Source organism: Arthrobacter sp. 4R501 (assembly GCF_002929755.1).
Classification (GTDB): domain Bacteria; phylum Actinomycetota; class Actinomycetes; order Actinomycetales; family Micrococcaceae; genus Arthrobacter.
In genome coordinates, this window is the sequence record NZ_PJIW01000003.1 from 42141 (window position 1) to 68603 (window position 26463).

Annotated in this window: 18 protein-coding genes; 8 read left to right on the forward strand and 10 right to left on the reverse strand. The window is 65.0% G+C overall.

Translation table 11 applies throughout. The features are described 5' to 3' along the window. Nucleotides 1-80 precede the first annotated feature (80 nt). Both CXR02_RS03200 and CXR02_RS03205 read left to right on the forward strand, forming a co-directional pair. Complete coding sequence (locus CXR02_RS03200) at nucleotides 81-929, forward strand: DUF3097 domain-containing protein (protein ID WP_104060699.1); 849 nt, start codon at nucleotides 81-83, stop codon at nucleotides 927-929. A gap of 128 nt (nucleotides 930-1057) precedes the next feature. Then, nucleotides 1058-1477 carry a DUF4870 domain-containing protein gene (locus CXR02_RS03205; protein WP_104060700.1) on the forward strand — a complete coding sequence of 140 codons (420 nt, stop codon included), beginning with the start codon at nucleotides 1058-1060 and terminating at the stop codon, nucleotides 1475-1477. A gap of 14 nt (nucleotides 1478-1491) precedes the next feature. Here the strand turns inward: CXR02_RS03205 and hemW are convergent, their stop codons facing one another. Beyond that, nucleotides 1492-2721 (reverse strand): radical SAM family heme chaperone HemW, encoded by a 1230-nt coding sequence (gene hemW / locus CXR02_RS03210; protein ID WP_104060701.1) that lies wholly within the window; start codon nucleotides 2719-2721, stop codon nucleotides 1492-1494. A 36-nt stretch (nucleotides 2722-2757) separates the two neighbouring features. Next, the gene (gene lepA / locus CXR02_RS03215) at nucleotides 2758-4611 is read right to left on the reverse strand and encodes a translation elongation factor 4 (RefSeq protein ID WP_181037110.1); all 1854 of its coding nucleotides are present in this window, start codon (nucleotides 4609-4611) and stop codon (nucleotides 2758-2760) included. A gap of 162 nt (nucleotides 4612-4773) precedes the next feature. Here lepA and CXR02_RS03220 point away from each other — a divergent pair, with 162 nt between their 5' ends. Continuing rightward, the gene (locus CXR02_RS03220) at nucleotides 4774-5322 is read left to right on the forward strand and encodes a type II toxin-antitoxin system PemK/MazF family toxin (protein WP_104060703.1); all 549 of its coding nucleotides are present in this window, start codon (nucleotides 4774-4776) and stop codon (nucleotides 5320-5322) included. A gap of 168 nt (nucleotides 5323-5490) precedes the next feature. Next, nucleotides 5491-5751: a 30S ribosomal protein S20 gene (rpsT, locus tag CXR02_RS03225; RefSeq protein WP_056340153.1), complete on the forward strand. Its 261-nt coding sequence runs from the start codon at nucleotides 5491-5493 to the stop codon at nucleotides 5749-5751. Nucleotides 5752-5871: 120 nt separating this feature from the next. Here rpsT and holA read toward each other — a convergent pair whose 3' ends face one another. The 5 genes from holA to leuS form a co-directional block, all read right to left on the reverse strand. After that, nucleotides 5872-6888 (reverse strand): DNA polymerase III subunit delta, encoded by a 1017-nt coding sequence (gene holA, locus CXR02_RS03230; RefSeq protein ID WP_104060704.1) that lies wholly within the window; start codon nucleotides 6886-6888, stop codon nucleotides 5872-5874. Beyond that, nucleotides 6822-8738, reverse strand: a complete 1917-nt coding sequence (locus tag CXR02_RS03235; RefSeq protein ID WP_258060722.1) for a ComEC/Rec2 family competence protein — start codon at nucleotides 8736-8738, stop codon at nucleotides 6822-6824. The genes holA and CXR02_RS03235 overlap by 67 nt, the downstream gene beginning before the upstream one ends. 97 nt (nucleotides 8739-8835) lie before the next feature. After that, nucleotides 8836-9726, reverse strand: coding sequence for a ComEA family DNA-binding protein (locus CXR02_RS03240; RefSeq protein WP_104060706.1), 891 nt, complete (start codon nucleotides 9724-9726; stop codon nucleotides 8836-8838). Between the two features lie 417 nt (nucleotides 9727-10143). Beyond that, the gene (locus CXR02_RS03245; protein ID WP_104060707.1) at nucleotides 10144-11163 is read right to left on the reverse strand and encodes a DegV family protein; all 1020 of its coding nucleotides are present in this window, start codon (nucleotides 11161-11163) and stop codon (nucleotides 10144-10146) included. Between the two features lie 56 nt (nucleotides 11164-11219). Further along, the gene (leuS, locus tag CXR02_RS03250; protein ID WP_104060708.1) at nucleotides 11220-13745 is read right to left on the reverse strand and encodes a leucine--tRNA ligase; all 2526 of its coding nucleotides are present in this window, start codon (nucleotides 13743-13745) and stop codon (nucleotides 11220-11222) included. 574 nt (nucleotides 13746-14319) lie between these two features. Between leuS and CXR02_RS03255 the strand changes: the two genes are divergently transcribed. Genes CXR02_RS03255 through CXR02_RS03270 form a run of 4 tightly spaced genes read left to right on the forward strand, consistent with a single transcriptional unit; the run spans nucleotide 14320 to nucleotide 21997 of the window. Beyond that, entirely contained in the window at nucleotides 14320-17466 is a 3147-nt protein-coding gene (locus CXR02_RS03255) for an efflux RND transporter permease subunit (protein ID WP_258060723.1), read from the forward strand. After that, entirely contained in the window at nucleotides 17463-17918 is a 456-nt protein-coding gene (locus CXR02_RS03260; RefSeq protein WP_104060710.1) for a hypothetical protein, read from the forward strand. The genes CXR02_RS03255 and CXR02_RS03260 overlap by 4 nt, the downstream gene beginning before the upstream one ends. Nucleotide 17919: 1 nt before the next feature. Further along, the gene (locus CXR02_RS03265) at nucleotides 17920-21063 is read left to right on the forward strand and encodes an efflux RND transporter permease subunit (RefSeq protein WP_104060711.1); all 3144 of its coding nucleotides are present in this window, start codon (nucleotides 17920-17922) and stop codon (nucleotides 21061-21063) included. A 31-nt stretch (nucleotides 21064-21094) separates the two neighbouring features. Next, nucleotides 21095-21997 (forward strand): hypothetical protein, encoded by a 903-nt coding sequence (locus CXR02_RS03270; RefSeq protein WP_104060712.1) that lies wholly within the window; start codon nucleotides 21095-21097, stop codon nucleotides 21995-21997. A 116-nt stretch (nucleotides 21998-22113) separates the two neighbouring features. On the opposite strand, the gene glpK is transcribed toward CXR02_RS03270, so the two are convergent. The 3 genes from glpK to CXR02_RS03285 form a co-directional block, all read right to left on the reverse strand. Continuing rightward, nucleotides 22114-23628, reverse strand: a complete 1515-nt coding sequence (glpK, locus tag CXR02_RS03275; RefSeq protein WP_104060713.1) for a glycerol kinase GlpK — start codon at nucleotides 23626-23628, stop codon at nucleotides 22114-22116. A gap of 45 nt (nucleotides 23629-23673) precedes the next feature. Next, complete coding sequence (locus tag CXR02_RS03280) at nucleotides 23674-24426, reverse strand: MIP/aquaporin family protein (protein ID WP_104060714.1); 753 nt, start codon at nucleotides 24424-24426, stop codon at nucleotides 23674-23676. Between the two features lie 95 nt (nucleotides 24427-24521). Continuing rightward, on the reverse strand, nucleotides 24522-26348 hold the full coding sequence (locus CXR02_RS03285; protein WP_104060715.1) for a glycerol-3-phosphate dehydrogenase/oxidase: 1827 nt from the start codon (nucleotides 26346-26348) through the stop codon (nucleotides 24522-24524). Between the last annotated feature and the right edge of the window lie 115 nt (nucleotides 26349-26463).

Genomic DNA, 26463 nt, shown 5'->3' on the forward strand with positions numbered 1-26463 from the left:
TGAGTCACCCCGTTGTTAGCATTGGTACCGCTCCGGGCGAAATTCCGGGCCAGGATCTAGCGGCAAGGCGGAATCAATCCATGCAGTACCAGAACTGGGGTCCGCAGGAGATCACCGCGCCCGTGAGAAGCGAACTCCCTGAGGTCCCCGTGGAACGTGGCATGGTTCTCGAAGACGCCCAGTCAGGCTGGGTGGGAGCGGTGACCCGGGTGGAGAAGTCCGGTGGCATGCATGTAGTGGCCCTCGAAGACCGGCGCGGCAAGTCCCGGTCCTTCCGGCTGGGCTTCGGATTCCTCCTGGAGGGGCAGCCCATCCGGCTCGTTCCCCCGGCGCCCAGGCAGGCCGCCCCCGTGGCCGCCGGCCGGACGGCGTCCGGCTCGGTCCGCGTGGCCGGCCAGCGTGCCCAGGTCGCCAAAGCCAGCAGGATCTGGGTGGAGGGAAAACACGATGCCGAACTCGTGGAAAAAGTCTGGGGTGACGATCTCCGCGTAGAGGGCATCGTCGTCGAGCCTTTGCATGGCATTGATGACCTGGCGGGGGCGGTAGCCGCATTCGGCCCCGGGCCGGGGCGGCGGCTGGGGGTCCTGGTGGACCACCTGGTGCCGGACTCGAAGGAGTGGCGCATTGCGGCTGCCGTGATGGCCTCCCCCGGCGCGGTGGGGAATGTCCTGATCGTCGGGCACCCTTACGTTGACGTGTGGCAGGCAATCCGGCCCGCTGTACTGGGCATCGAACAATGGCCGGTGGTGCCGCGCGGGCAGGACTGGAAGACCGGAATCCTGGCAGCGTTCGGCTGGCCGCACTCCACCAAGGAAGACATCGGGCTTGGCTGGCAAAAGCTACTGGGCGCTGTCCGCAGTTACGCGGACCTGGAAGCATCATTCCTCGGGAGAGTGGAGGAAGTCATCGACTTCCTGACGGTGCCCTGACACCGGATCCGGCTCCTGGCGGCAGCATTTGGTGGCTGAACCAGTATTCTTGGTACTGCGGAGGCTGCAGTTGCATCAGTCCGGCATTCTCCAACCCAGCACCATTGCACTTTCGAAGGAAGAAAACCGTGGCACAAAACGCACGCGAGCACCGGGACGACCACGGCGGCCAGGGCCGTTCCGAGTACCAGGGCGTTCCGGCTAATGCGCTGCCCCTGACGGCCAGCGAAGACCGCCAGTGGGCCACACTGGCACACTTCGGCGGGATCCTCGGCTGTGTTCCGTCACTGCTGATCTACCTGATTTTCCGTGAGCGCGGGCCGTTCACCGCCCAGGAATCCAAGGAAGCGCTGAACTTCAGCCTGCCGCCCACCATTGCGGCGCTGGTGGCCAATCTCCTGGTGTTCATTCCGGTGATCGGAAACATCTTCGCCGTCATCGCCACCCTGATCTGGATTGCCCTGACCTGCTTCTCCGTGGCCGCAGGTATCCATGTCAACAAGGGCCAGCCCCACCGTTACCAGTACAACCTGCGCTGGATCAAGTAGTCACCACCCGCGGTTCAGTCCGGCAGGATCCTGCGGACCACGGCGTCGGCCAGCAGGCGGCCCTTCAGGGTTAATACCAGCGTGCCGTGGAAGGCAGCCGGCGGCTCCACCAGGCCGTCGGCAATGAGCCCGGCCACGGCGTGACGGCCGTGCTCGCCCAGCGTTGACGTGGCCAGTCCCGACACGAGCCGGGCCTCAAGCATCACGCGCTCCACGTCGCGGGTTTCGGCGTCGAGCGTTTCCCGCCCGGCCGCCGGTGACAGGCCCTGAGCGAGCCGTCCGGCGTAGGCCGTGGGGTGCTTGACGTTCCACCACCGCACCCCGCCCACGTGTGAATGTGCACCAGGCCCGATGCCCCACCAGTCGTCCCCGCGCCAGTACGCGAGGTTGTGCCGGCATGCCTGCTCCGGCGTCCGGGACCAGTTGCTGACCTCGTACCAGCTGAGGCCTGCAGCGCCGATCAGCTGGTCGGCGAGTTCGTATTTGTCGGCGTGGTCGTCGTCGTCGATTCCCGGGACTTCACCACGGCGGATCTGGGCTGCCAGCTTGGTGCCGTCTTCCACGATCAGCGCGTAGGCACTGATGTGGTCAGGCTGGTAGGAGAGGGCCGTCTCCAGGGAGAACCGCCAGTCCTCCAGGGACTCCCCCGGTGTCCCGTAGATCAGGTCCAGGCTCACGGCCAGTCCGGCATCGCGCGCCCACTGCACCACCTGCGGCACGCGGCTGGGCGTGTGCGTGCGGTCCAGGACCTTCAGGACATGGGGAACGGCAGACTGCATGCCGAAGGAAACCCGGGTGAAGCCGGCATCGGCCAGGACCTGAAGGGATGCCGGGGTGACCGAGTCCGGGTTTGCTTCGGTGGTCACTTCGGCGCCGGGTTCCAGGCCCCAGTGCCCGACGGCGGCCGTCAGGATCCGTGCGAGGTCTTCCGCCGGGAGCAGCGTGGGAGTGCCGCCGCCGAAAAAGACTGTGCTCAGCGGACGGTCCGGGAGACCCGAGTCGCGCAGGACCGTGGCGGCAAAATCCACTTCGGACACAGCGGTGGTGGCGTAGGCATCCTGGGACGCTCCGCCGCCCAGCTCGGTGGCCGTGTACGTGTTGAAGTCGCAGTATCCGCAACGCACCGCGCAGAAAGGGATGTGCACGTACAGTCCGAAGGCCCGGCCCGCCGCACCGTCCACTGCCTGGGCGGGCAGCAGACCGTCCGACGGCGCGGGGTCGCCGAGTGGAAGAATGCTAGGCATTGCAGGGGCCTCCGGTGTTGCCGGCCACTGTCATCACTACTTCTTGGCCTTGTCCTTGGACTCGTCAGTGGTCAGCGCAGCGATGAAGGCTTCCTGGGGAACCTCAACGCGGCCCACCATCTTCATGCGCTTTTTGCCTTCCTTCTGCTTCTCCAGCAGCTTGCGCTTACGGGAGATGTCGCCGCCGTAGCACTTGGCCAGAACGTCCTTGCGGATGGCGCGGATGCTTTCCCGGGCGATGATCCTGGAGCCGATGGCAGCCTGGATGGGCACCTCAAACTGCTGGCGGGGAATGAGTTCGCGCAACTTGCCCGTCATCATCACACCGTAGGCGTAGGCCTTGTCACGGTGGGTGATGGCGGAGAAGGCATCCACCTGCTCGCCCTGCAGCATGATGTCCACCTTGACCAGGTCGGCCACCTGCTCGCCGTCGGCCTTCCAGTCCAGCGAGCCGTAGCCCCGGGTCTTGGATTTGAGGATGTCAAAGAAATCGAACACGATCTCAGCGAGCGGCAGCCGGTAGCGGATTTCGACCCTGTCCTCGGACAGGTAGTCCATGCCGCCAATAACGCCGCGGCGGCTCTGGCAGAGCTCCATGATGGCGCCCACAAACTCATTCGGCGCCAGGATGGTGGCAGCCACCATCGGCTCGCGGACCTCTGCGATCTTGCCGGACGGGTATTCGCTGGGGTTGGTCACATGGACCACCTTCTTGTCCTCCAGCGTTACCTCGTACTCCACGTTGGGGGCGGTGGAGATGAGGTCAAGATTGTATTCGCGTTCGAGCCGCTCCCTGGTGATTTCCAGGTGGAGCAGGCCGAGGAAGCCGACGCGGAAGCCGAAGCCGAGCGCGGCCGACGTTTCGGGCTCGTACACCAGTGCGGCGTCGTTGAGCATCAGCTTCTCCAGCGCATCGCGGAGCACCGGGTAGTCCGTGCCGTCCAGCGGATACAGGCCGGAGAAGACCATCGGCTTGGCATCGGCGTAGCCGGGAAGGGAGGCCGTGGCAGGCTTGGCGAGGTTGGTGACGGTGTCGCCGACCTTGGACAGGCGGACGTCCTTCACACCGGTGATGAGGTAGCCCACTTCGCCAACCCCGAGACCCTTGGAGGGCGTGGGCTCCGGGGAGCTCACGCCGATCTCGAGGAGTTCGTGGGTGGCCCGGGTGGACATCATCTGGATGCGTTCACGGGGGTGGAGCATGCCGTCAACCACACGGACGTAGGTAACCACACCGCGGTACGTGTCGTAGACCGAGTCGAAGATCATGGCGCGCGCCGGGGCGTTCGGGTCACCCACGGGGGCCGGCAGATCGCGGACGATCTTGTCCAGCAGGACCTCGACGCCCATGCCGGTCTTGCCGGAGACGCGGAGCACGTCGTCGGGGTCGCCGCCGATCAGGCTGGCCAGTTCGGCCGCGTACTTCTCAGGCTGGGCTGCCGGAAGGTCGATCTTGTTCAGTACCGGGATGATGGTGAGGTTGTTTTCCATCGCCAGGTACAGGTTCGCGAGGGTCTGGGCCTCAATGCCCTGCGCCGCGTCAACGAGCAGCACTGCGCCTTCGCAGGCCGCCAGCGAACGGGACACTTCGTAGGTGAAGTCCACGTGGCCGGGGGTGTCGATCATGTTCAGCGCGTAGCTGGTCCCGTCGAGTTCCCAGGGCATACGGACCGCCTGGGACTTAATGGTGATACCGCGTTCGCGCTCGATGTCCATGCGGTCCAGGTACTGGGCCTTCATATCGCGGGACTTAACCACCCCGGTGAACTGCAGCATGCGGTCAGCCAGGGTTGATTTACCGTGGTCAATGTGCGCGATGATGCAGAAATTCCGAATGATGGCCGGATCAGTCGCGGCGGGCACCGGGGCGGTGCGGGCCATGGGAGACACGCAGGGTCCTTACTGTTGACATTCGTGCGACCCCCGCCAGGACGCACCGGAGGCACCCTGCGGCTGGACCGCACATTTGGAACCTCCAGTCTCCCACGTCCGGGCGCATCGTATTGCATTCAGGTCAAACCCGGCACGGTGGCCCGGCGATAGTCTTGGCCCATGCCTATCAACCTCCGCTCCTTGGCCAACGCTGTCCGGACGTCCGTCAGGGTCCTGCAGAAGTTCCGTACCGGGGCAACCCGATCTGCCGGCCCGCACACGCCTGCACCGGCCCGCCAGGCGGCGCCGATGAGGCCTGCCCCGCACGGCGTCTATCCTGGCGACTTTGCCGGCGCGGCATCCATCCGGTACGCCCCGCAGCCCGACGGCAGTCCCGACCCCGGCGAGATTGTGTGGACTTGGGTGCCGTATGAGGAAGACCACACCCGGGGCAAAGACCGTCCGGTTCTGCTGGTGGGCAAGAGCGGACGGTACCTGCTGGGGGTAATGCTCACCAGCAGGGACCATGACCATGCCGGCAACGGATCCGGAGAGTACGTGGACATCGGAACTGGCAGTTGGGACCGCCAGCAGCGGCCCAGCGAGGCAAACCTTGGACGGATCCTGCAGATCAGCCCGGACGCCATCCGGCGCGAAGGTGCAGTTCTGGACCGGAAACGCTTCGATCTGGTGGCTGCAGGCCTACGGCGCCGACACGGCTGGAAATAGCCCGCCAAATGGCCAGCTTCCGGGGGGTCTGCTATTCTGTATAGCTGTGTGTCCGTGCAGGTCGACGGCCACTGATGGTTGGCCGCCATAGGTATCCCCACGCCGCTCAGTCAATGGCCAATCTGAAAGCCCTCTAGACCATTTCCGCATTAAAAAGAGAGTTCACACGTGGCTAATATCAAGTCCCAGAAGAAGCGCATCCTTACCAACGAGAAGGCTCGCCTGCGCAACAACGCAGTCAAGTCTGAGCTGAAGACGGCCATCCGCGCCGTCAACACCGCCGTTGAGTCCACCGACAAGGATGCAGCTGCCGCTGCCCTGCTTGTTGCCGGCCGCAAGCTGGACAAGGCTGTCAGCAAGGGTGTCCTGCACAAGAACAACGCAGCGAACCGCAAGTCGGCCATCTCCAAGAAGGTCAACGCGCTGTAAGGTTTCCAGTTCACCTGAACTGATGATTGTGGCCGGCACCCGATGGGTGCCGGCCACACATCTTTAAGCCGCCAGCGTCTCTGCGCCAGAGCCACCTACCGCAGGCGCGGTCAGCTGACGTCAGTGCCCGCGCACAGAGGTTGCGATGACGGTCACCGCATGTTCAACGGCATAGACGGGATCACGCGAAAGGCCCTTGACCTGGGCATCGGCCTCGGCGGTGGCCTGGATGGAGCGGACCAGACCCTCCGGGGTCCAGCGGCGCACATCGCGCTGGGCCTGCTCCACGAGCCAGGGCTGCATGCCCAGTTCCCGAGCGATCTGCGCCGGGGATCCCTGGGCGCCGGCTACTTTGGCCACCGTCCGCAGCTTGGCTGCCAGCGCGGCAACCAGCGGAACCGGATCAGCCCCGGTGGCCAGCGCGTGGCGAAGGGTGGACAGCGCCACTGGACCGTTTCCGGCCATGGCAGCGTCCGCGACTTTGAAGGCCGTGGCCTCGATCCGGCCACCGTAGTAGCGGTCCACTAACTCCGGGGTCACTGCTCCCGTGGCATCCGCGATCAGCTGGCTGCACGCCGCCGCGAGCTCCGAAAGGTTAGCGCCGACGGCATTAACCAGCGTCTGCACGGCGTCCGAGCTGATCTTGCGTCCGGCGGCCCTGAATTCCGTTGCCACGAAAGTGGCCTTATCCGCATCCTTCTTAAGGGGCTGGCAGTCAACTACCGGCCAACCGCCGGCCTTGACGGCATCGAGGAGCTTCTTGCCGCGGACTCCCCCGGCGTGGCGCAGGACGAGCACCGCATCCGGCTCCGGGCGGGCCAGATAGGTCAGTGCGTCGGCCAGGAAGGCATCGTTCATGCCTTCAACGCCTTCGACTTCGATCAGTTTGCGCTCACCGAAGAGTGAGGGGCTGACTTGCATGGCGAGGGTCCCGGCTTCGTACGTTCCGGCCATGAGGCGGCTGACTTCCACGTCGGGAAACGCCGTCCGCACCTGGGCGCGGACATGGTCCATGGCACGGATGCCTAGGTATTCCTCCGGTCCGCCCACCAGGACGATTTCGGCAGGCGTCACGTCCCGCCAGGTGGCCGTGTTCGACGCCGGAGTCCTGGTAAATGTGGTCTGGGCTGCGGCCATGGTGGATTCCTCCCGGAAATTCTGGTGCAGTGTCTAAGCCTGCCACGGTGGGCCGCCGCCACCAAGCCGGGGCCACGCTGGCCTGGCCCGCGCCGGTCCGGCCAGCACCGCGCCGGACAGCACCGGGCCAACGTGGCCCCCAGTTGCCGTTCCAGGAGGTCCAACACCGATTCCGTCCGGGCGTGCAATGCCAGGACCCCCCGGAACACCTGGCGCGGCCGGACGGCAAGACACACACCGGCAAACGTCAGCACCGAGAGCAGCACCATGGTCAGGAGCCCGAACGGGCCCTCGGGCCAGGGCAGCGCAGCCCCCGGCAATCCGGCCGTGATCCTCGCGGTTCCTGCAACTCCGGCGCTGAAGGTGCCTGCCACGGCGATCAGGACGGTGGCCAGCCACGGCGCGGCAACCACCAGCGGGACGGCTGCCGTTCCCAGCAATGTCACCGGTGCTACCAGCGGGGCTGCCATCAGGTTTGCAGGCAGCGAGTACGTGGAGAACTGGGGCTGCAGGAGCACAATCACCGGGCCGCAGAGCAGCTGCGCGGAGAGCGGGACGGCCCAGGCAGCGGCTGCCCAGCGTGGAATCACTGCCGGGGTCCAGTCGATCATCCGGCGGCCCAGGACGATGATGCCCAGGGTCGCGAGCACCGACAGCAGGAAGCCAAAGCTGGTCCCGAGGCCGGGGTCGATCAGGAGCAGGCCCATTACGGCGAGGCAGAGGAAACTGAGTCCGCGGCCTGTCCGGCCGCCTGCCAGCGATGCCACGGCGATTGAACCCATCAGCGCGGCGCGCAGGACGCTGGCGTCCGGGCCGACGAGCACCACAAACATTGCCAGGCCGGTCAGCGCCAGTCCTGCCGCGGGGAGCCGGGTCAGGCGCAGGCTGCGGGCAGCGATCAGCAGGGCACCCAGGACCAGGCTGCAGTTGGCCCCGCTGACTGCCGTCAGGTGGGTCATGCCCACCGTTTTCATCGCCGCATTGAGCCCTTCATCCAAGGCGCTGGTGTCCCCGGTGACCATGCCCGGAAGCAGACCGGCTGGATCGGCGGCAAGGAAGGACGAAGCGGAGACATACCGGACACGCAGGTCCTTCGCTACGAGCTGCCAGGCCGGGGCGTCGGCATCATCCATTCCGGCGCTGCTGCCGGTCCCGGAGCCGGCACGGGGTGGCAGGGAGGCTGACAGGACAGCCGTTTCCTGCTGGCCTGCGTCCGGTGGCTTCAGCTTGCCGGCGGTCCGGACCACCTGGCCGGGCACCAGGTCTCCCCAGCCCTTGCCGCCCATGACCACCACCGGGGCACGGGTACGGATGACCCGGCTGCTGACGGTGACCTGCTCCGTCTGCGCCGTGACCGACCAGCGTTCGGGCGGCCCCGAAGTTCCCGGGACGGTCATGGCGCGAGGGGATCCGGTGACCTCCAGAATGGCCACCACAGAGTGGCCGGCGGCGACAGCTTCGGCAAACGGCCCGTCGTGGCGTTGGGACGACGAGACAGCCGAATGGGCAGCAGCGGTGGCGGCCAGCAGCAAGGCAACCGCGAGTGTCATCTGAAAGCTCCGCCGGCCTGCCACCAACGCCCTGCCCTTCGAGGCCCGGATCAACAGGCAGGTGGCCAAAAGTACCAAGCCGCAGCAGAGCCCCACCAGCGCCACAGGGGCAAGCCAGACGCCAGCGACGGCGGCACCCCAGACGAGGAGGGCGGGCAGTGCCAGCCTGACGTCGGTGCGCCGGCGCGGCGCATCCGTTGGTGAACTCGATGGCTCCTGGCCCCGGAGTTTCGTCCCGACGCGTGCACCCAGCCTGCGGACACTCAGCCCCGCGGCCTGGACTACGGCGGGCGTAGTCACGGCGGGCGTATCCACGGAAGCCGGGAATGCTGCTGGAGCCCTCTGGCCCTGCACGGCTGAGTCAACAAAGCGGCTCCACTGGCTGCGCCTGGCCACCTCAGATGCCTACCAGGGGAAGGAGTGTTTCGAGCATCTTGGGACCCACGCCATCCACGGCGTCGAGCTCCTCGACCGTTGTGAAGGGGCCGTGTTCCTTGCGCCACTCCACGATCCGCTGAGCCAGCACGGGCCCAACCTTCGGCAGGGCGTCCAGCTCTTCGACGCTGGCTGTATTGAGGTTGACCTTTTCTCCTGCTGAAGCGGTCCCACCACCGCCGGTCCCCTCCCCCGCTTCCCCGGGCATGCCGGACGAACCGGCGGGGACTTCTTCGCCGGCCTGGGGAACGTAGAGCTTCTGACCGTCCGCCAGCATGGCAGCAAGGTTGAGGCGGTTCAGGTCTGCTGTGGGCGTGCCTCCCCCTGCCGCCGCGACTGCTTCGTGAACCCGGCTGCCAGCGGGCAACTGCACAACCCCGGGCACGGCGACAGCCCCGGCAACGTGAATGATAACGGTGCCGGCCTGTGGACTTTCCGACGCCAGCCCAGGCGGCCCGGCGCCGTGCGGCTCCGGGCCTTCGGTTCCTTCCCGAGCAGGCATGCTGCCCTGGGCTGAGATGTCGCTCAGGGGCACAACTTCGGGCAGTCCGGCGGCCACCTGTGACCAGAACCAGGCGCCGCCCAGCACCGCGAATACGGCGATGAGCAGGGCGACCCGCGGGCCCACCCGCCATCTCAGCGCCGGTCCTGTCCGGCCTGTTCCGGCAGCGGACTCATCAGCAGCCCCCGAAGCGGCGTCGTCACCGGATAGGTGGGTACCGCCGTCGTACTCAAAGACCTTTTCGCCACTGCCGGTGAGTAGAAGCCCCGGGCCGGCTCCGAGCGTGGACTGCAGCCGGTCCCGGGCATGCCGGGCCCCCTGGCGTGCTGCTCCAGCGTCCCGGCGTGACATGCTCCCAACGCTAGGGAAGCAGGGCCGCGGGTGACAGTCCCGGCCACACATACCCACAGCAGAGATGTCTCCCTTGCTAATCCCTGGGGCCCTCCGGTGGTCGGCTGGGAGCGAGTATCAGGGGCCCTCGATTCAGCGGCGGCACGATTCAAATCTGGACGCGTCACGGCTTTTGATGCCCTCACCAAGCACGTCACAACCGATCTCGCCTGCTTCCTGGACACAGAACACTGGCAGGCCAAGGTGGGAGGAGCCGACAAAATATCAGCATTTGAGCTACGGGTTACGAGCATCTATCGCCTCGAAGGCGACACCTGGGCACTCGTGCACCGGCATGCAGACCCGATCACCACACCGCAGCCCCCGGACGCCGTCTTGAGAAAATGACAGCCGGGAAACGCACCTATGTGGAAACTGCTAGGTGGAAACTGCGGGGAGCTCCGGCTCCGAGTTCCGCACAGTTGGGCCGCTCTCCCCCACGATCACCGCGAGCACGCCGAGCCCGGCGTGAGCTGCTAGGACGGCGGGCAGGGAGCTGATCTGGGCCGGCGGACAGCTTGGCAAGGCGGCGGACAGCCTGGCTGCCAGCGCTTCTGCCTCGACCGGATTCCCGAAGTGGTGGACGGCGAGGCGGGCCTGGCCGTGGGGGCGCGATGCGGCGTCCGCGGCGGCCAGTTCCTCGAGGCGGGCAACAGCTTTGGCTGCTGATCTGACCTTTTCCAGCGGCACGATCTTGCCGTCGTGGACGGCCAGGATGGGTTTGATGGCGAACATGGTCCCCAGCAGCGAGGCGGCCGCGCCGATCCGCCCGCCCCTGCGGAGCTGTTCCAGGCTGGGCACGTAGAAATAGACCTTGGTCCTCGCGAACTGCGCCGCCGCCGCGGCGGCTACGGCTGTGGTGTCGCTGCCTGCCGCGGCTGCTGCCACCGCGGCCTGCACGCCCATGCCCAGTGCCATGCCCACGGTGCAAGAGTCGAGGACTTCCACGGGGATGGTCACCCGGGTGGCCGCGAGCCGCGCCGCGTCCGCCGTTCCGGACAAGCCGCCGGAAATGTGGATGGAGACCACGCCCTCGTAGCCCAGCCGTTCGGCGGCCAGGAAGGCTTGTTCAAACTGTCCCGGTGACGGGCGGGACGTCTTGACCGACGTGCCGCTGGCGAGTGCCAGGGCAATGGTTTCGGTGATGTCGTCTTCGCCCTCGCCGTAAATTTCCGCGCCAACCATAACAGGCATCGGGATGACAGTCAGGCGCCCGTCCCCTGCACAGGCATGCACCCAGTCGGCCGGCAGTGCAGAGGCAGAATCGGTCACCACCGCGGTACGGACGACGACGGCGGGCGGGGTGGAGGGTACTGGCACACCGGCGCGCGGTGCGGGACGGAGGGCAGCCAAACGCTCCCGGAGCCAGAGCCACGCAGCGGCGTCACGGTCGGGCAAGGGTGCCTCCTGGTTTAGGGCGGCCGCCGGTTGGGCCCGGCGGCCGGTGCCCCGGACTAGGCCGGGACGATGTTGACCAGTTTAGGCGCTCGCACGATCACCGTGCGGATGCCGCGGCCGTCGAGCGCGCGCTGGACGTTTTCGCTGGCCAGCGCCAGTTCCCGCAGTGCGTCCTCGCCGATCCCCGGCGAGACTTCAAGGCGGTCACGGACCTTGCCCTGGACCTGGACCACCGCGGTGACGGTCTCCTGGACCAGCAGCGCTTCGTCGTGCATCGGCCAGCCGGCGTTCGCCACGGACGCCGGGTGACCCAGGACGTTCCACATGTCCTCCGCGGTGTACGGCGCGAAGAGGCTCAGGATGACGGCAACGGCTTCCGCCGCCTCGCGGACGGCGGGATCGGCCCCGCCGTCGCCGGCATCTATAGCCTTGCGGGTCGCGTTGACCAGTTCCATCAGCTTGGCCACCACCACGTTGAACTTGTTAGTGTCCAACAGCGCGGCGGCGTCGGCGATGGTGCGGTGCGTGACGGAACGCAACGCGCGGTCACCGGCGGTCACATCGGCGCCAGGCTCGCTGGTGACGTCCTGCGCCAGGCGCCAGGCACGGGCCAGGAACTTTGCGGAGCCCGACGGCGAAACGTCCGCCCAGTCGACGTCGTCCTCCGGCGGGGACGCGAAGATCATGGTCAGGCGCACGGCGTCCACGCCGAACTTGTCCAGCTGCTCGCTGAGGTCAACGCCGTTGCCCAGCGACTTGCTCATGGCCTTGCCCCCGTTGAGGACCTGGCCCTGGTTCAGGAGCGCACTGAAGGGCTCGTCGGCGTCGATCATACCGAGGTCGTGGATGACCTTGGTGAAGAAGCGGGCGTACAGCAGGTGCAGGATGGCGTGCTCCACGCCGCCCACGTACTGGCCGACCGGCATCCACTCGTTGATCTTCGCCGGGTCGAACGGGCCGTCGGTGTACTGCGGGGAAACAAACCGCAGGAAGTACCAGGACGAATCCACGAAGGTGTCCATGGTGTCAGTATCGCGCTTTGCCGGCCCGTGGCAGTTGGGGCAATCAACGTTGACCCAGGCCTCGGCGGCGGCCAGGGGGGACGTACCCTTCGGGGACAGGTCCTCGCCGCGCAGGTCCGCCGGCAGCCTGACAGGCAGCTGCTCGTCGGGTACCGGAACCTCGCCGCAGGCAGGGCAGTGGATGATTGGGATGGGCGTGCCCCAGAAACGCTGGCGGCTCAGCAGCCAGTCGCGCAGGCGGAAGTTGACGAATTTCTCGCCGGTACCCTGCTCTTCCAGAATGTCGATCGCAGCCGGGATGGCCTCGGCCTTCGGTAACCCATCGAGGACGCCCGAGTTGATCAGGGTGCCCTCACCCGACGTGGCCTTGCCGGAAACGCTGGGATCCTCTTCACCGGTATCCAGCACGGCGCGGACGGGCAGGTCGAACGTCTTGGCGAAGTCGAGGTCGCGCTGGTCGTGTGCCGGGACGGCCATGATGGCGCCGGTGCCGTAGTCGGCCAGGACATAGTCAGCGGCCCAGACCGGAAGTTTTTCGCCGTTCAGCGGGTTGACGGCATAGCGGCCGGTGAAGACACCGGTCTTTTCGCGTTCGGTGGACTGGCGTTCGATCTCGGTGAGTGCCTTGACCTGTTCGCGGTAGGCGTCCAAGGCGGCGGCGTGCTCTTCGGTGACGAGTTCGACGGCGATCGGCGCGTCGGCTGCGACAACAAAGAACGTGGCGCCGTACAGCGTGTCCGGGCGGGTGGTGAAGACGGTGACGTCCTTGGCGGGCTTGCCGCCGACGGCCTCGATCACAAAGTTGACGTGGGCACCTTCGGAGCGGCCGATCCAGTTCTTCTGCATCGCCAGAACCCGCTCGGGCCAGTGGCCGCGCAGCTCGTCCATGTCATCGAGCAGCCGGTCAGCATACTCGGTGATCTTGAAGTACCACTGGTTCAGGGACTTCTTGGTGACGGGGGTACCGCAGCGTTCGCAGGCACCGTTGACCACCTGTTCATTGGCCAGGACGGTCTGGTCCTTGGGGCACCAGTTGACCGGGGAGTCCTTGCGGTACGCCAGGCCCCGCTCGTAGAAGCGCTTGAACAGCCACTGGGTCCAGCGGTAGTACTCGGGGTCCGAGGTGTGCACCCGCCGGGACCAGTCCGCGGAGATCGCGTAACGCTTGAACGACGCCGCCTGGGTGTCGATGTTCGCGTAGGTCCACTCACTGGGGTGGGCATTGCGCTTGATGGCGGCGTTTTCCGCCGGCAGGCCGAAGGAGTCCCAGCCGATCGGGTGCAGGACGTCGAAGCCCCTTTGCCGCAGGTACCGGGCCACAACATCGCCCATGGCAAAAGCCTCGGCGTGGCCCATGTGCAGGTCCCCCGAGGGGTACGGGAACATGTCCAGCACGTAGCGGCGTTCGCGGGAACCATCATCCACAGGCGTGAAAACCTTAAGATCTTCCCACACCTGCGGCCACTTGGCCTCCATCGCCGCGAAGCTGTAGGCACCTTCTTCAGGTGTTTCCGCCGCCACTGCTGCTGTTCCGGTCTCTGTCTCCGGCTGAACGCTCACTGCTGCCCTCTTCTGTTCTGTTGTGGCATCGGTGCTGCCACAACGGTCTGATCCCCTCTGCTGCCGGCCCGGAAACATGCCCGGACACACAAAAGCCCCTCTCCATGGAGGGGCGGCCGCACGGCAATCCGGTTGTTTCCGGGCACCGGGCGGCTAGCTAAGCAGAAGGATCGCACGCATAGGACTACTTTAGCCTACCCACTGCAGGTGGGCAGGCCCAGGCTAAGGGAACGCGCCAGTCCGGGCCGGGCGCAGGGGCGCGTGGCCAGTGCCGGCACCGTCGAAGTGGACAGTGCCGCCGGCCCATTAGGTAGCCCCGATCTCTTCGCCAACGAGAACCCTGTACCAGGGTGGCTCAGGGGGGGTAGATTCTACCCTTGCCAACCCAGCGCAATCGGTCCACAGTATTGTCAAGTCTGTGGGGAAACTAGACGGTCTCAGGTCGAGGAGCCTGACATGTATTCTTGGCGTTTATGTCCCGCACAACGTTGTGATGGACTGAAAATTCCGCCCTTCACCCCTGCGAAGAATTAGCGAGGGACTAGTCGTGTTTGGCTGGGTTACCCGGTTCAGCATGCAGTTCCGAATCTTGGTTCTCGCCCTCGCGGCGGGCCTTATTACTTTTGGCATCGTGAACGTTCCACATATGGCCGTGGACACCATGCCGGAGTTCGCCCCCGCACAGGTAGAGATCCAAACTGAGGCCCTAGGGCTCTCCGCGGTTGAAGTTGAACAGCTTATCACCGCACCGATGGAAGCAGACCTCCTCAACGGCGTGGCCTGGCTGGACGAGATCCGCTCGAAATCTGTCCCGGGGCTGTCGTCCATCGAACTGGTCTTCGAGCCCGGCACGGACCTCCTGCGCGCACGCCAGTTGGTCGCGGAAAGAATGACGCAGGCGCACGCGCTGCCTAACGTCTCATCGCCGCCGCTGATCATGCAGCCCATGTCCTCCACCAGCCGCGTGCTGATGATCAGGATGAACTCCAAGGAGCTCTCCGGCATTGAGATGTCGGTCCTGGCCAGATGGAAGATCAAGCCACGGCTGATCGGCATCCCGGGCGTGGCGAACGTGTCCATCTGGGGCCAGCGCGAACAGCAGCTGCAGGTTGAGGTCACTCCGACGCAGCTGCGCGACAAAGGAATTACCCTTGAGCAGCTAATTAAGACCACAGGCAACGCGGTCTGGGTTTCGCCGTTGAGCTTCCTGGAGGCTTCGACGCCCGGGACCGGCGGTTTCGTGGAGTCGCCCAACCAGCGCCTTGGCATCCAGCACGTCCTTCCCATCCGCACGCCGGCCGACCTGGCCAAGGTCAGCGTGGAGGACACGGACCCGCAGTTGCTCCTGGGCGACATTGCCCAGGTCAAGGAAGACCACCAGCCGCTGATCGGTGACGCCGTTGGGGCAGACGCCGGCCTGATGCTGGTGATCGAAAAGTTCCCCGGAGTCAGCGCCCTGGAGGTCACCCGTAGTGTTGAGGCGGCCCTCAAGGACATGGAGCCGGGCCTCACGGGCGTCCAGATCGACACCTCCGTCTTCAGGCCTGCGACCGGCGTTCAGGACTCCGTCAACAGCCTCGGCCTGGCGCTCCTGATCAGCCTGCTGATTGCGGTAGCACTGTTTTGGCTGCTGTTCCGGTCCTGGCGGGTCGCCGTGATCGCACTCGTGGCCATCTCCACTACCGTCACGACGGCGGCGGTGGTGCTGTTCGCCCAAAATGCCACACTTAACGTCACCGTCCTGATGGGAATTCTGCTCGGCACGTCCGTGATCGTGGGCGACATCGTGGAAGACGTTCAGGCCCACCGACGACAGCGCGCCGTCCGCGAGTCGACGGACGCTGAGGCTACCCCGAGGGCGCGCAGCAGCTACATCGTCCGCGGGGTCCGCACACCGCTGTTCCACGCATCGCTGATGATGGTGGTTGTCCTTGTTCCGACCCTCTTCGTGACTGGAGTAGGCGGCTCGTTTCTTTCGCCGCTTTTCTGGTCGTTGGCGTTGACGCTAGCCGCCGCCCTGATCGTAGGCTTGTCCGTCACACCGGTACTGGCGTTTTTCCTCCTTCCGTCCAAGCCCGCCACCGACAGGGAACTTCCCGCCGTCGGACGTGGGAAGGCGTACTACGACCGCGCACTGGGTGGGGTCAACTCCCGGAAGCCCCTGGCGATTGTGGCCATCGTGGTCGTGGGGATCCTTGGCGTCGCCGCCGGCTCGCAACTGGCAGGAAACCGGCCGCTCGTTCCCACCATGCCCGACCGGACCCTGTTGGTGCAGTGGGACACCATGGCCGGGACATCCAATGACGAAGTCCGGAGGATCGCTGCCCTGGCCTCCGATGAACTCAGGGCCCTCCCGGGGGTTTCGGGCGTCGGCGGTCACGTGGGACGCGCCATCTCTGCGGATCAGGTGGTTGGCAACAGCTCTGCCGAGCTGTGGGTGTCGATCGCACGGGACGCCAATTTCGGCGAAACGGAGAGGGCGGTACGGGACGTGGTCCAAGGCTACCCGGGCATCGCGCACAACGTGCTGAACTACTCCCAGCAGACCGTCGGCGACATGCGCTCCAGCCTGGAGCCGGGATTCGCGGTCCGCGTCTACGGAACTGAAATGCCGGTGCTCCGTGAAAAGGCAGAAGAGGTCCGCCAGGCCCTCCAGAAGATTGACGGTGTGAACAACCCGACGATCGACGCTGCTGCCATGACCGCGATCGTAGAGGTCCAGGTCAATCTCGAGGCTGCCCAAAAGTTCGGCATCAAGCCCGGTGACGCGAGGCGCGCCGCTGCGACACTGATGCAGGGCATCGTCGTCGGGAACCTCTTTGAGGAGCAGAAGGTGTTCGAAGTGGTTGTCCGCGGCGCGGTTGGCGTCCGGGATGACCTGACCAGCATCCGTGAGCTGCTCCTTGACGCTCCTAATGGCGGCCACGTCCAACTGGGCCAGGTCGCCGACGTTCGTATGGTCCCCAGCGAAGTTGTTATCCAGCACGATGCGACGTCGCGGCGGATCGACGTCGTGGCTGACGTCAGCGGACGCCCGCTGGCAGATATCCAGCGGGATATCGAGGCGGCCATCCAACAAATCCAGTTCCCGCTCGAACACCACGCCGAGATCCCCACGAGATACAGCCAGCTGCAGGCCGCAGACACCCTGGTTCATGGACTCGGAATCGCGGCCATCCTGGCTGTACTGCTTCTGCTTCAGACTGCAGTGCGGAGCTGGAAGCTTGCCCTCGCCGTCTTCCTGACGCTTCCCGCCGCGATGGCGGGAGCAGCGGTCGCCGCATGGATCGGGGCGGAGTCCCTGTCCTGGCTGTCACTGACGGCGTTTGCGGCCGTGGTGGCCATCGCTGCACGTAATGCGGCGCTCCTGTCCGCGCGTGTTGACGAACTCTGGCGGGAGTCCGAACAGATGTCACGCACTGACCTGGTCATGACGGCGGCCCGGGACCGGATATCGCCGATCCTGAAATCCGCCCTCATTACGTTCCTCGTGCTGATACCGCCCGCCTTCTTCGGCGGCGCGGTAGGCCAGACCCTGATCGTGCCCATGCTGCTGATCATAGCCGGCGGGCTCGTGACCACAACGCTCGTGGGGATCTTTGTGCTCCCGCTGCTCACACTCTGGTTCGGTCCCCGCACCGAGCCGGAAGAGTGGTCAGAGGTCTACGAATCGGAAGTTCCAGTCATCCCTGTTATGCCGGAAAAGGTGGAAGTATCATGACCAGCAAAAGGACCCTGCGGCGCCTGCCAGTGGCGGCCGCTGTCTGCGCAGCACTGCTGTTTTCACTGCCCGCCTGTGCTCAACCCTCGGCCATGGCGGAAACAGCATCTGAAGCGGCTGCCAAGGTGGAGAAGAATGCCACCACCGGCATAGCACGCATCACGCTGAGCCAGCGGGCCATTGAACGGCTGGAGCTGGTCACCGACACGGTCAAGCCGGGTCCGGGGGGCGCAGGCGTCCTGTTCCCATACGCAGCGCTGTTGTACGACGCGCAGGGGAAGACGTGGGTCTACATCAACGCCGAGCCACGGGTGTACGAGCGCCAGTCCGTCACGGTGACCAAAATCGAAGCGGGCGCGGTCACAGCCAGTGTCGGCCCAGCTGTTGGAACGCCTGTGGTAACAGTAGCCGCGGCTGAGTTGTTCGGCGCAGAGTTCGTCACGGGCAAATGACATGCGCCGGATAGTCGCGGCAAGCCTAAGGTTCAGATCGATCATCATTGCGATGGCGGCGGCGCTGATGATGGTAGGCGGCGCCCAGCTTAGCAGTGCCTCGGTGGACGTGTTCCCTGAATTCGCGCCGCCGAAAGTGGAGGTCCAGACAGCCTGCCTGGGACTTACCGCCGCTGAGGTGGAAGAACTCGTTTCGGTTCCCATGGAAGAAGCCTTCAACGGCATCGACGGCCTCCACCACATGCGGTCCAAGTCGGTACCGCAGCTGTCCTCGATTGTGATGGAATTCGAGAACGGCACGGATCTGCTCACTGCCCGACAGCTTGTGTCCGAACGGATGGCGACGGTCATTCCGACGCTGCCCACCTGGGCGGCGCCGCCGGTCATGCTGCAGCCCCTGTCCTCGACCAGCCGGGTCATGAAGATCGGGCTGTCCTCCGACACCCGGTCCCTGATCGAGATGTCAATGATTTCCTACTGGAACATCAGGGCACATCTGCTCCGCGTTCCCGGCGTGGCAAACGTGGCAATCTGGGGTGAACGTCTCCAGATGCTTCAGGTCCAGGCTGACCCGGCCAAGCTGGCAGCAAACAAGGTCAGCCTGGAAACCGTCATGAGCACCACTGCCAATGCCCTCGACGCCGGCCTGCTCCAGTATTCCTCCGGTGCCCTGATCGGCACCGGCGGTTCCCTGGACACACCCAGCCAGACAATTGGGATCAGGCACATCCAGCCCATCACCACGCCTGCGGACCTCGCGAAGGTGGCACTGGAGGATCGTGAGGGACAGCCCCCGCTCCAGCTGGGCGACGTGGCCAATGTGGTGGAGGACCACCAGCAGCTGATCGGTGACGCCGTCATTAACGGCGGACCGGGCCTGATGCTGATCGTGGAAAAACTGCCTTGGGGCAACACCCTCGAAGTGACGAAGGGGGTGGAAGAGGCCATGAAACAACTCGAGCCCGGCCTGACCGGAATCGCTGTGGACACGACCATCTTCCGGCCGGCAACCTTCATTGAGGAATCCCTCGACAACCTGGGCGTAGCCTTGCTGCTCGGATGTCTGCTGGTCATCCTGGTGTTGAGTGTCTTCCTCTTCCAGTGGCGGACGGCATTGGTCAGCGTGCTGGCCATCCCGTTGTCACTGGTGGCGGCGGCCCTCGTGTTGTATTGGACCGGCGGCACGATCAATACCATGGTGCTTGCGGGGTTGGTGATTGCCGTCGGAGTGGTGGTGGACGATGCCATCATCGACGTCGAGAATATCGTCAGACGGCTCCGGCGCCACCGGGCCAGTGGCGCCACCGGAAGCACCGCCAGGGTGGTGGTCAACGCCTCGCTTGAGGTGCGCGGACCGATTGTGTACGCCACGCTGATTATCGTCGCCGCCACGGTTCCGATCTTCTTCCTTGACGGGCTGACCGGGGCATTCTTCCGTCCGCTGGCCACGTCCTACACCCTCGCGGTGGTCGCGTCCATGCTCGTGGCGCTGACGGTCACGCCCGCAATGGCGTACATCGTCTTGCGAAATGCCAAGCTGGAGGACCGGGATCCGCCCGTGGTCAGGGTCCTGAAGCGTTGGTACGCCAACGCGCTCCGGCCCATTGTCCGCCGTCCTGTCCCCGGCTACCTGACGCTGGCAGCCGTGGGCGTCATCGGCATCGTAGCGGCGCCGCTGCTGGGCCAATCGTTGCTCCCGTCCTTCAAGGAGCGTGATTTCCTGATGCACTGGCTCACGCAGCCCGGCACGTCCAACGCCGAGGAAGTCCGCGTCAGCCAGTTGGCCTGTAAGGAACTCATGACCATCCCCGGAGTGAACAACTGCGGGTCCCACACGGGACAGGCGTTCAACGCCGATGAGGTGGTGGGCGTCTACTTCGGCGAGAACTGGATCAGCGTCGACCCCGGGGTGGATTATGACCAAACCCTGGCAGCAGTCTCGCATGTAGTGGACGGTTACCCCGGAATCACACGGGATGTGCAGACGTACCTCAAGGAACGCATCCGTGAGGTACTCACCGGAACCGGCTATGCCGTCGTCGTCCGCGTATACGGAGACGACCTTGCAACGCTGCGCCAGGAAGCCGACAAGATCAAGACCATCCTGGGCGGCATTGAGGGAGCCATCGGCGCGAAGGTTGCCCTCCAGGCCAGCGTGCCGCAGATCGATGTGGAGGTGAACCTGGAGGCGGCCAACCGCTTCGGACTGAAGCCGGGCGATGTGCGGCGTGCCGCGGCAACCTTTGTTGCCGGCGAAGAGGTCGGCGACATTTACCGGGACGGGAAGGCCTACGACGTCCAGGTGTGGAGCCCACCGGAGGCCCGGACGAGTGTCACGAACATTGAGAACCTTCCCCTCGATACGCCGAGCGGGGTCAAGATCCGGATGGCTGATGTCGCCACGATTTCGGTGCAGCCCACGCCCAACGTCATTGAGCGTTCGGAGGGATCCAGGCGCATCGATGTCAGTGCCAACGTCAAGGAAGGTGATCTGGCGAAGGTCGTGGAGAAGCTCAAGACCGATATGGAATCTGTTCAGTTCCCTGTCGGCTACAGCGCGGTTGTCCTCGGCGAATACGCCGAACGCCAGGCCGCATCCCAACGGCTGCTGCTCTACTCCATTGGCGCGGTCATCGTCGTCTTCCTTCTCCTGCAGGCGGCTTTCAAGAGTTGGCGGCTGGCCACCCTGGCCATCCTGACCCTACCGGTGGCGCTCGTGGGCGGGGTGATCGCCGCCCACCTCAGCGGCGGAATCCTGTCACTGGGTTCGCTGGTTGGCTTCCTGACGCTCATGGGGCTCGCGGCACGCAATGGCATCCTGCTCATCAACCACTGCCAGCATCTGGAGCAGTTCGAGGGCATGGCCTTCGGACCCGCGCTGGTGCTTCGGGGGGCTGCAGAGCGGTTGTCGCCGATCCTTATGACCACGCTGGCCACTGCCCTGGCCTTGGTTCCGCTCGTGGTAATGGGTAACATCCCGGGCCACGAGATCGAACATCCCATGGCGGTGGTGATCCTAGGCGGGCTGGTCACGTCGACGATGGTCAACCTGTTCATCGTCCCGTCGCTGTACCTGCGTTTCGCCAAAGGCGTCCGCGGCCGCCGGCACGGGGCACACGAGTTGGAACCCGCGCCTGCGGTCTAGCAGATCCCCACGAGTATGAAAGGCACGTGAGATGGCTTTTCGAGCACATCGGTTCACGGCATACGGGTCCGCATTGCTGCTGGCCTTCGGATCGCTGACAGTGGTGTCGGCACCCACAGCGGGTGCCGCGCCGCCGGCCCCGGAACTCTGCGGGCCCGGCTCCGCGATCAACTTTGACCGTTCGGATTTCCAGGCTTCCCCGCGGATCGATAACAAATGGTTCCCGCTCAAGCCTGGCATGCAGTACACGACGACGGGGACCGTGACCTCTGCCGAAGGGACCAGCACACGCACTGTCGTCCATACAGTCACCGGGCTGACCAAGGTAATTGACGGCGTCAAGACCCGTGTCCTGTGGGACCGCGACTACTCGGACGGCGAACTGGTGGAATCCGAACTGGCCTTCTTTGCGCAGACTGGAAAGGGAACGGTCTGGCTATTCGGCGAATATCCGGAGGAATACGAAAACGGCGAGTTCGTTGGTGCGCCCAGCACTTTCATCAGCGGGCTTGCCAAGGCCCAGGCCGGCATCGCCATGCAGGCCAGGCCCCGGACCGGCACGCCGGACTATGTCCAGGCCTATGCACCCAAGGTTGACTTCCTTGACTGCGGGACAGTTTTCAAGAAGCACCAGCGCGTCTGCGTCCCGACTGGCTGCTACGACGATGTACTGGTGATCGATGAATACAACCCGCTGGAACCGCCTGAGGCAGGCCACCAGCGGAAGTTCTACTCAGCCGGAACAGGGCTAGTGAAAGTCACCGCCGTCGGCGGTCCCGACCAGGAATTCATGGACCTCGTGAAAGTGAAGAAGCTGGGCGCCGCGCAGTTCGCGGCCGTCAACACCCAAGCGCTGGAACTGGATGAGCGGGCATACTCAGTCAGCAGAAGCGTCTATGCGAAGACACCGCCGGCTGAACTCGACGGACCCTGACCACCGTGCTGGCGAGGGTTGGTGACCGGGGGTCCTGACCCGCACAAGACCAGGGAGGGCGGCACTCCTCGGGCCGCCCTCCCTGTTCGTTGCTGTCCGGAGACGGTTCGGAGTGCCTAGCGGACGTCCTCGTCGACCCAATCCATGGACTTCGTCACGGCCTTCCTCCACAGGCGCAGCTGCCGGTCCTGCTCGGCCTGGTCCAGTTTCGGTTCCCACCTCTTGTCCTCGGACCAGTTGGACGAGAGTTCGCCGAGGTCCTTCCAGAAGCCGACGGCGAGGCCGGCTGCGTAGGCGGCGCCCAGTGCGGTGGTTTCCACTACCTTCGGCCGGATCACCGGAACGCCCAGGATGTCCGCCTGGAACTGCATCAGCGCGTCGTTGGCAACCATGCCGCCGTCGACCTTCAGTTCAGTGAGCGGAACGCCGGAATCCGCGTTGACCGCGTCCAGCACCTCGCGGGTCTGGAAGGCTGTGGCCTCCAGCGCCGCCCGGGCGATGTGGTTCTTGTTGACGAACCGGGTCAGGCCCACGATGGCGCCGCGGGCATCCGAACGCCAGTAGGGGGCGAAGAGCCCCGAGAAGGCCGGAACGATGTAGACGCCGCCGTTGTCCTCAACGGCCGCCGCCAGCGTTTCCACCTCCGGCGCGCTGCTGATCATGCCCAAATTGTCCCGGAGCCACTGAATCAGGGAACCGGTGACCGCGATGGAGCCTTCCAGCGCATAGTGCGTTGGGGCATCGCCGAGCTTGTACCCGACCGTGGTGAGCAGACCGTTCTTCGAGTGAACAATCTCCTCGCCGGTATTGAAGATCAGGAAGCAGCCGGTGCCGTACGTGTTCTTGGCTTCACCAGCCTCGAACGCCGCCTGCCCGAACGTGGCGGCCTGCTGGTCACCCAGGATGCCTGAAACCGGAACTTCGCGCAGCAGCTGAGAGGTGTGCACGGTGCCGTAGACCTCGGAGGAGGACTTGATGGCCGGCATCATGCTCAGCGGCACTCCGAAGATGCCCAGGATCTCCTCGTCCCAGGTCAGGGTCTCCAGGTCCATGAACAACGTGCGGGAGGCGTTGGTGACGTCCGTGACGTGCACGCCGCCGTCCACCCCGCCCGTCAGGTTCCAGAGGACCCAGGCGTCGGTGTTGCCGAAGACGAGGTCGCCGGCTTCCGCTTTGGCCCGGGCGCCGTCAACGTTGTCCAGGATCCACTTGATCTTTGTCCCTGAGAAATACGTGGCCAGCGGCAGCCCCACCTTCTGCTTGAACCGCTCCGGGCCGCCGTCCTTGGCCAGCTCATCCACGATGTCCTGGGTCCGTGTGTCCTGCCAGACAATCGCGTTATAGACGGCCTCGCCGGTGGTCTTGTCCCAGACAACCGCTGTCTCGCGCTGGTTGGTAATTCCGACGGCGGCAATATCGTGCCGGGTCAGGTTCGCCTTGGAGAGGGCGGACGCGATCACTTCGCGGGTGTTGTTCCAGATCTCGGCAGGGTTGTGCTCTACCCAGCCCGCCTGCGGGAAGATCTGCTCGTGCTCCATCTGGCCCGAGGAAACGATGTTGCCGCTGTGGTCAAAGATGATGGCGCGGGAGCTGGTGGTGCCCTGGTCAATGGCGATGACGTATTGGTTCATGGTGACGTCCTTGTCTGTATTTTTGTGTGTGTTTGAAAATGGTTACTAGCCGGCGACGGCAGGCATGATCGCGGGAACCCAGAACGCCACCAGGCCGGCAAGGCTACCGCCGACCAACGGCCCTACGACGGGGATCCAGGAGTAGGCCCAGTCACTGGAACCCTTGCCCTTGATGGGCAGGATTGCGTGGGCGATGCGGGGCCCGAGGTCGCGGGCCGGATTAATGGCATAACCCGTGGGTCCACCCAGGGATACGCCGATGCCCACCACGAGCAGTGCCACCGCCAGCGGCCCAAGGCCCGAGGGCGTCCCGCCGAACGTCAGGATGACGAAGACCAGGACAAACGTGCCGATGATTTCCGTGAGCAGGTTCCAGGGCGTGGAGCGGATGGCCGGACCGGTGGAAAACGTCGCCAGCTTGTTGGCTTCCACGGGTTCGGCATCGAAGTGCTGCTTGTATGCGACCCAGCAAAGGACAGCACCCAGGAAAGCGCCGAGCAGTTCACCGCCAAAGTAGGTGAACGTTGAGGCCACATCTACCGGGACGCCGGGGGCATACTCCTTGCTCTGCTTGGCGAGTAGGCCCAGCGTGACGGCGGGATTGAGGTGGGCGCCGGATTTGGCGGCAACAAAAACACCCGCGAATACGGCGATCCCCCACCCCCAGGTCACCATCAGGAACCCGCCGCTGTTGCCCTTTGTGCCCTTCAGGGCAACGTTGGCCACGACGCCGCAACCCAGCAGGGTGAGCATCGCCGTTCCGAAGACTTCGGAAAGAAAAACAATTCCAAGAGACATCATTGACTCCTCTATTTTCTATTGTGCGGTCCTTCGCGGGTTGAAGGAACCGTTGAACCGGAGCGCGATAACGCCCCGGCTGCAGCCTGGCCTGCCTAGGCCACCAGGCTGTGGATCTGTACGCCGTGGAAGCGCTCCAGCACCTCCCGTGCACGTTGGATCTCGTCAGCCTTGGCTGCCGCGTCCCAGCCGAGCGGTGCGGAAAGGACATCGGCCACCTCGACGAGGAGTTCACCGGTCACCAGCCCCCTGAAGGCAAGCGACGTGCGCCGGACCAGAACATCGATGAGGTGCCCGATCTGCTCATTCCGGGCCATGAACTCCAGCTCACGGACGCTGAGTTCACGGGTGGAACGGAGCAACCTGTCCGGGCCGGCATCAAGGTACCGGATCACGTCGCCAGCCCTCGTGCCGTAGCGGGTCAGCAGGACGGCGGAGCGGTCCGCATCCCGGCCGGCACCCATATGCGCCTTGATCCATTTCTGGATTCCGGCGTCATCTTCGGGGAAGCCGGCGCCGCCTCCGATGGCGAGTTTCGCCGTCGAGACCTTCCGTTCCATCCCCAGCTCGGCGAGGACATCATTTGCCATGTGCTCGGACAGGGCCCGGAAAGTGGTCCACTTGCCGCCCACCAGGCTGAGTACGACGGCGGTTCCTGCGCCGGGTGCCCCGGCAGCCGGCGTGCGCCGTTCAATCCGGTAGTCACGCGAGACAAACCCCGGCTGCGTGGCGTCGTGGCGTGGCAGCGGGCGGACACCCGAGAACGTGTAGACGATCTGGTCACGCTGCACGGTGATGTCCGGGAAGACGTGTCCGATCAGGTCAAAGAAGTACTCGATCTCCTCCTCCGTGCACACAGCGTCCTTCGACATGTCGGCAAGGACATCAGTGGTTCCCACCAGGACCCGGTCGCCCATGGGATAGATCAAGACGATCCGGCCGTCCGTGTGCTCAAAGAAGATCTCCCGGCCTTTGCAGGCCTCGAGCAGGACCGGGTGGTCCAGAACTACGTGCGATCCCTTAGTGCCGCCCATAAAGGCCGACGCCGCCCCCATGGCTTCGTTGGTCAGGTCCACCCAGGCGCCGGTGGTGTTGACAATGACGTCCGCGGTGAAATCAAACAGCTCGCCAGTCAGTTCGTCGCGGAGCTGGACCGTGGTGCCTGTCCCTGTTGTGCCGGACTTCGTGGCTGCCCCGCCGAGCGAATGGAGTGCAAGGTAGTTGCTCGCCCGTGCTGTTGAGCTTTCCGGTCCGCCGCTGACATGCCCGGCTTTCTCGCCGTCCTGGAGCACATCGAGCGTAAGGCGCTCGGGGTTGTGGACCGACGCGTCGAAGTAGGTGGCTGCGTATTTGATGGCGGGGTGCAGCTGCGGCAGCTCGGCGAGGGCACGCTTGCGTCCGCGGAACTCGTGGCGCGGCACGGAGCCGCCGTCCCGGGAGAACGAGTCATACATGCTCAGCCCCAGTTTGATCAGGAAGGCGCCGCGCTCCTTGGGCTTGCCCTGCTGTTTGTGCGTGAGGAACCGCAACGGTGCGGACAGGACGCCGGAAAAGGTGCTGAAGATCGGGATGGTGGTCTGGAGGGGCTTCACGTAGTGCGGTGCGATCCGCAGGAGGCGGTTGCGTTCCACCACGGATTCGCGGACGAGGCGGAATTCCCCGTTTTCCAGGTAACGGATGCCGCCATGAATCATGTGGGAGGACGCACCGCTGGCACCCTGGCAGTAATCGCCACGCTCCACCAGGGCCACGTCCACTCCCTGCAGGGCGAGGTCCCGGAAGGTTCCCACGCCGTTGATGCCACCGCCGATGATCAATACCTTGGCGTGCGGACGGTTCCGCAGACCCTGCACCGATGCGCGCGGCTCGGTGCTGTGCGCGGGCGTGGTTCCGCTGTGGCCGAATGAATCTTTGAGTCCCAACACTGCTCCTTGGGTTATTGGCGTGCCGGCATCCGCCGGACGCACCGTCGTTCTTCAACTATTGTTTGGACTAATGGAAAATGGAGTCAAGCACTATGCACAAACGTGCAGAATG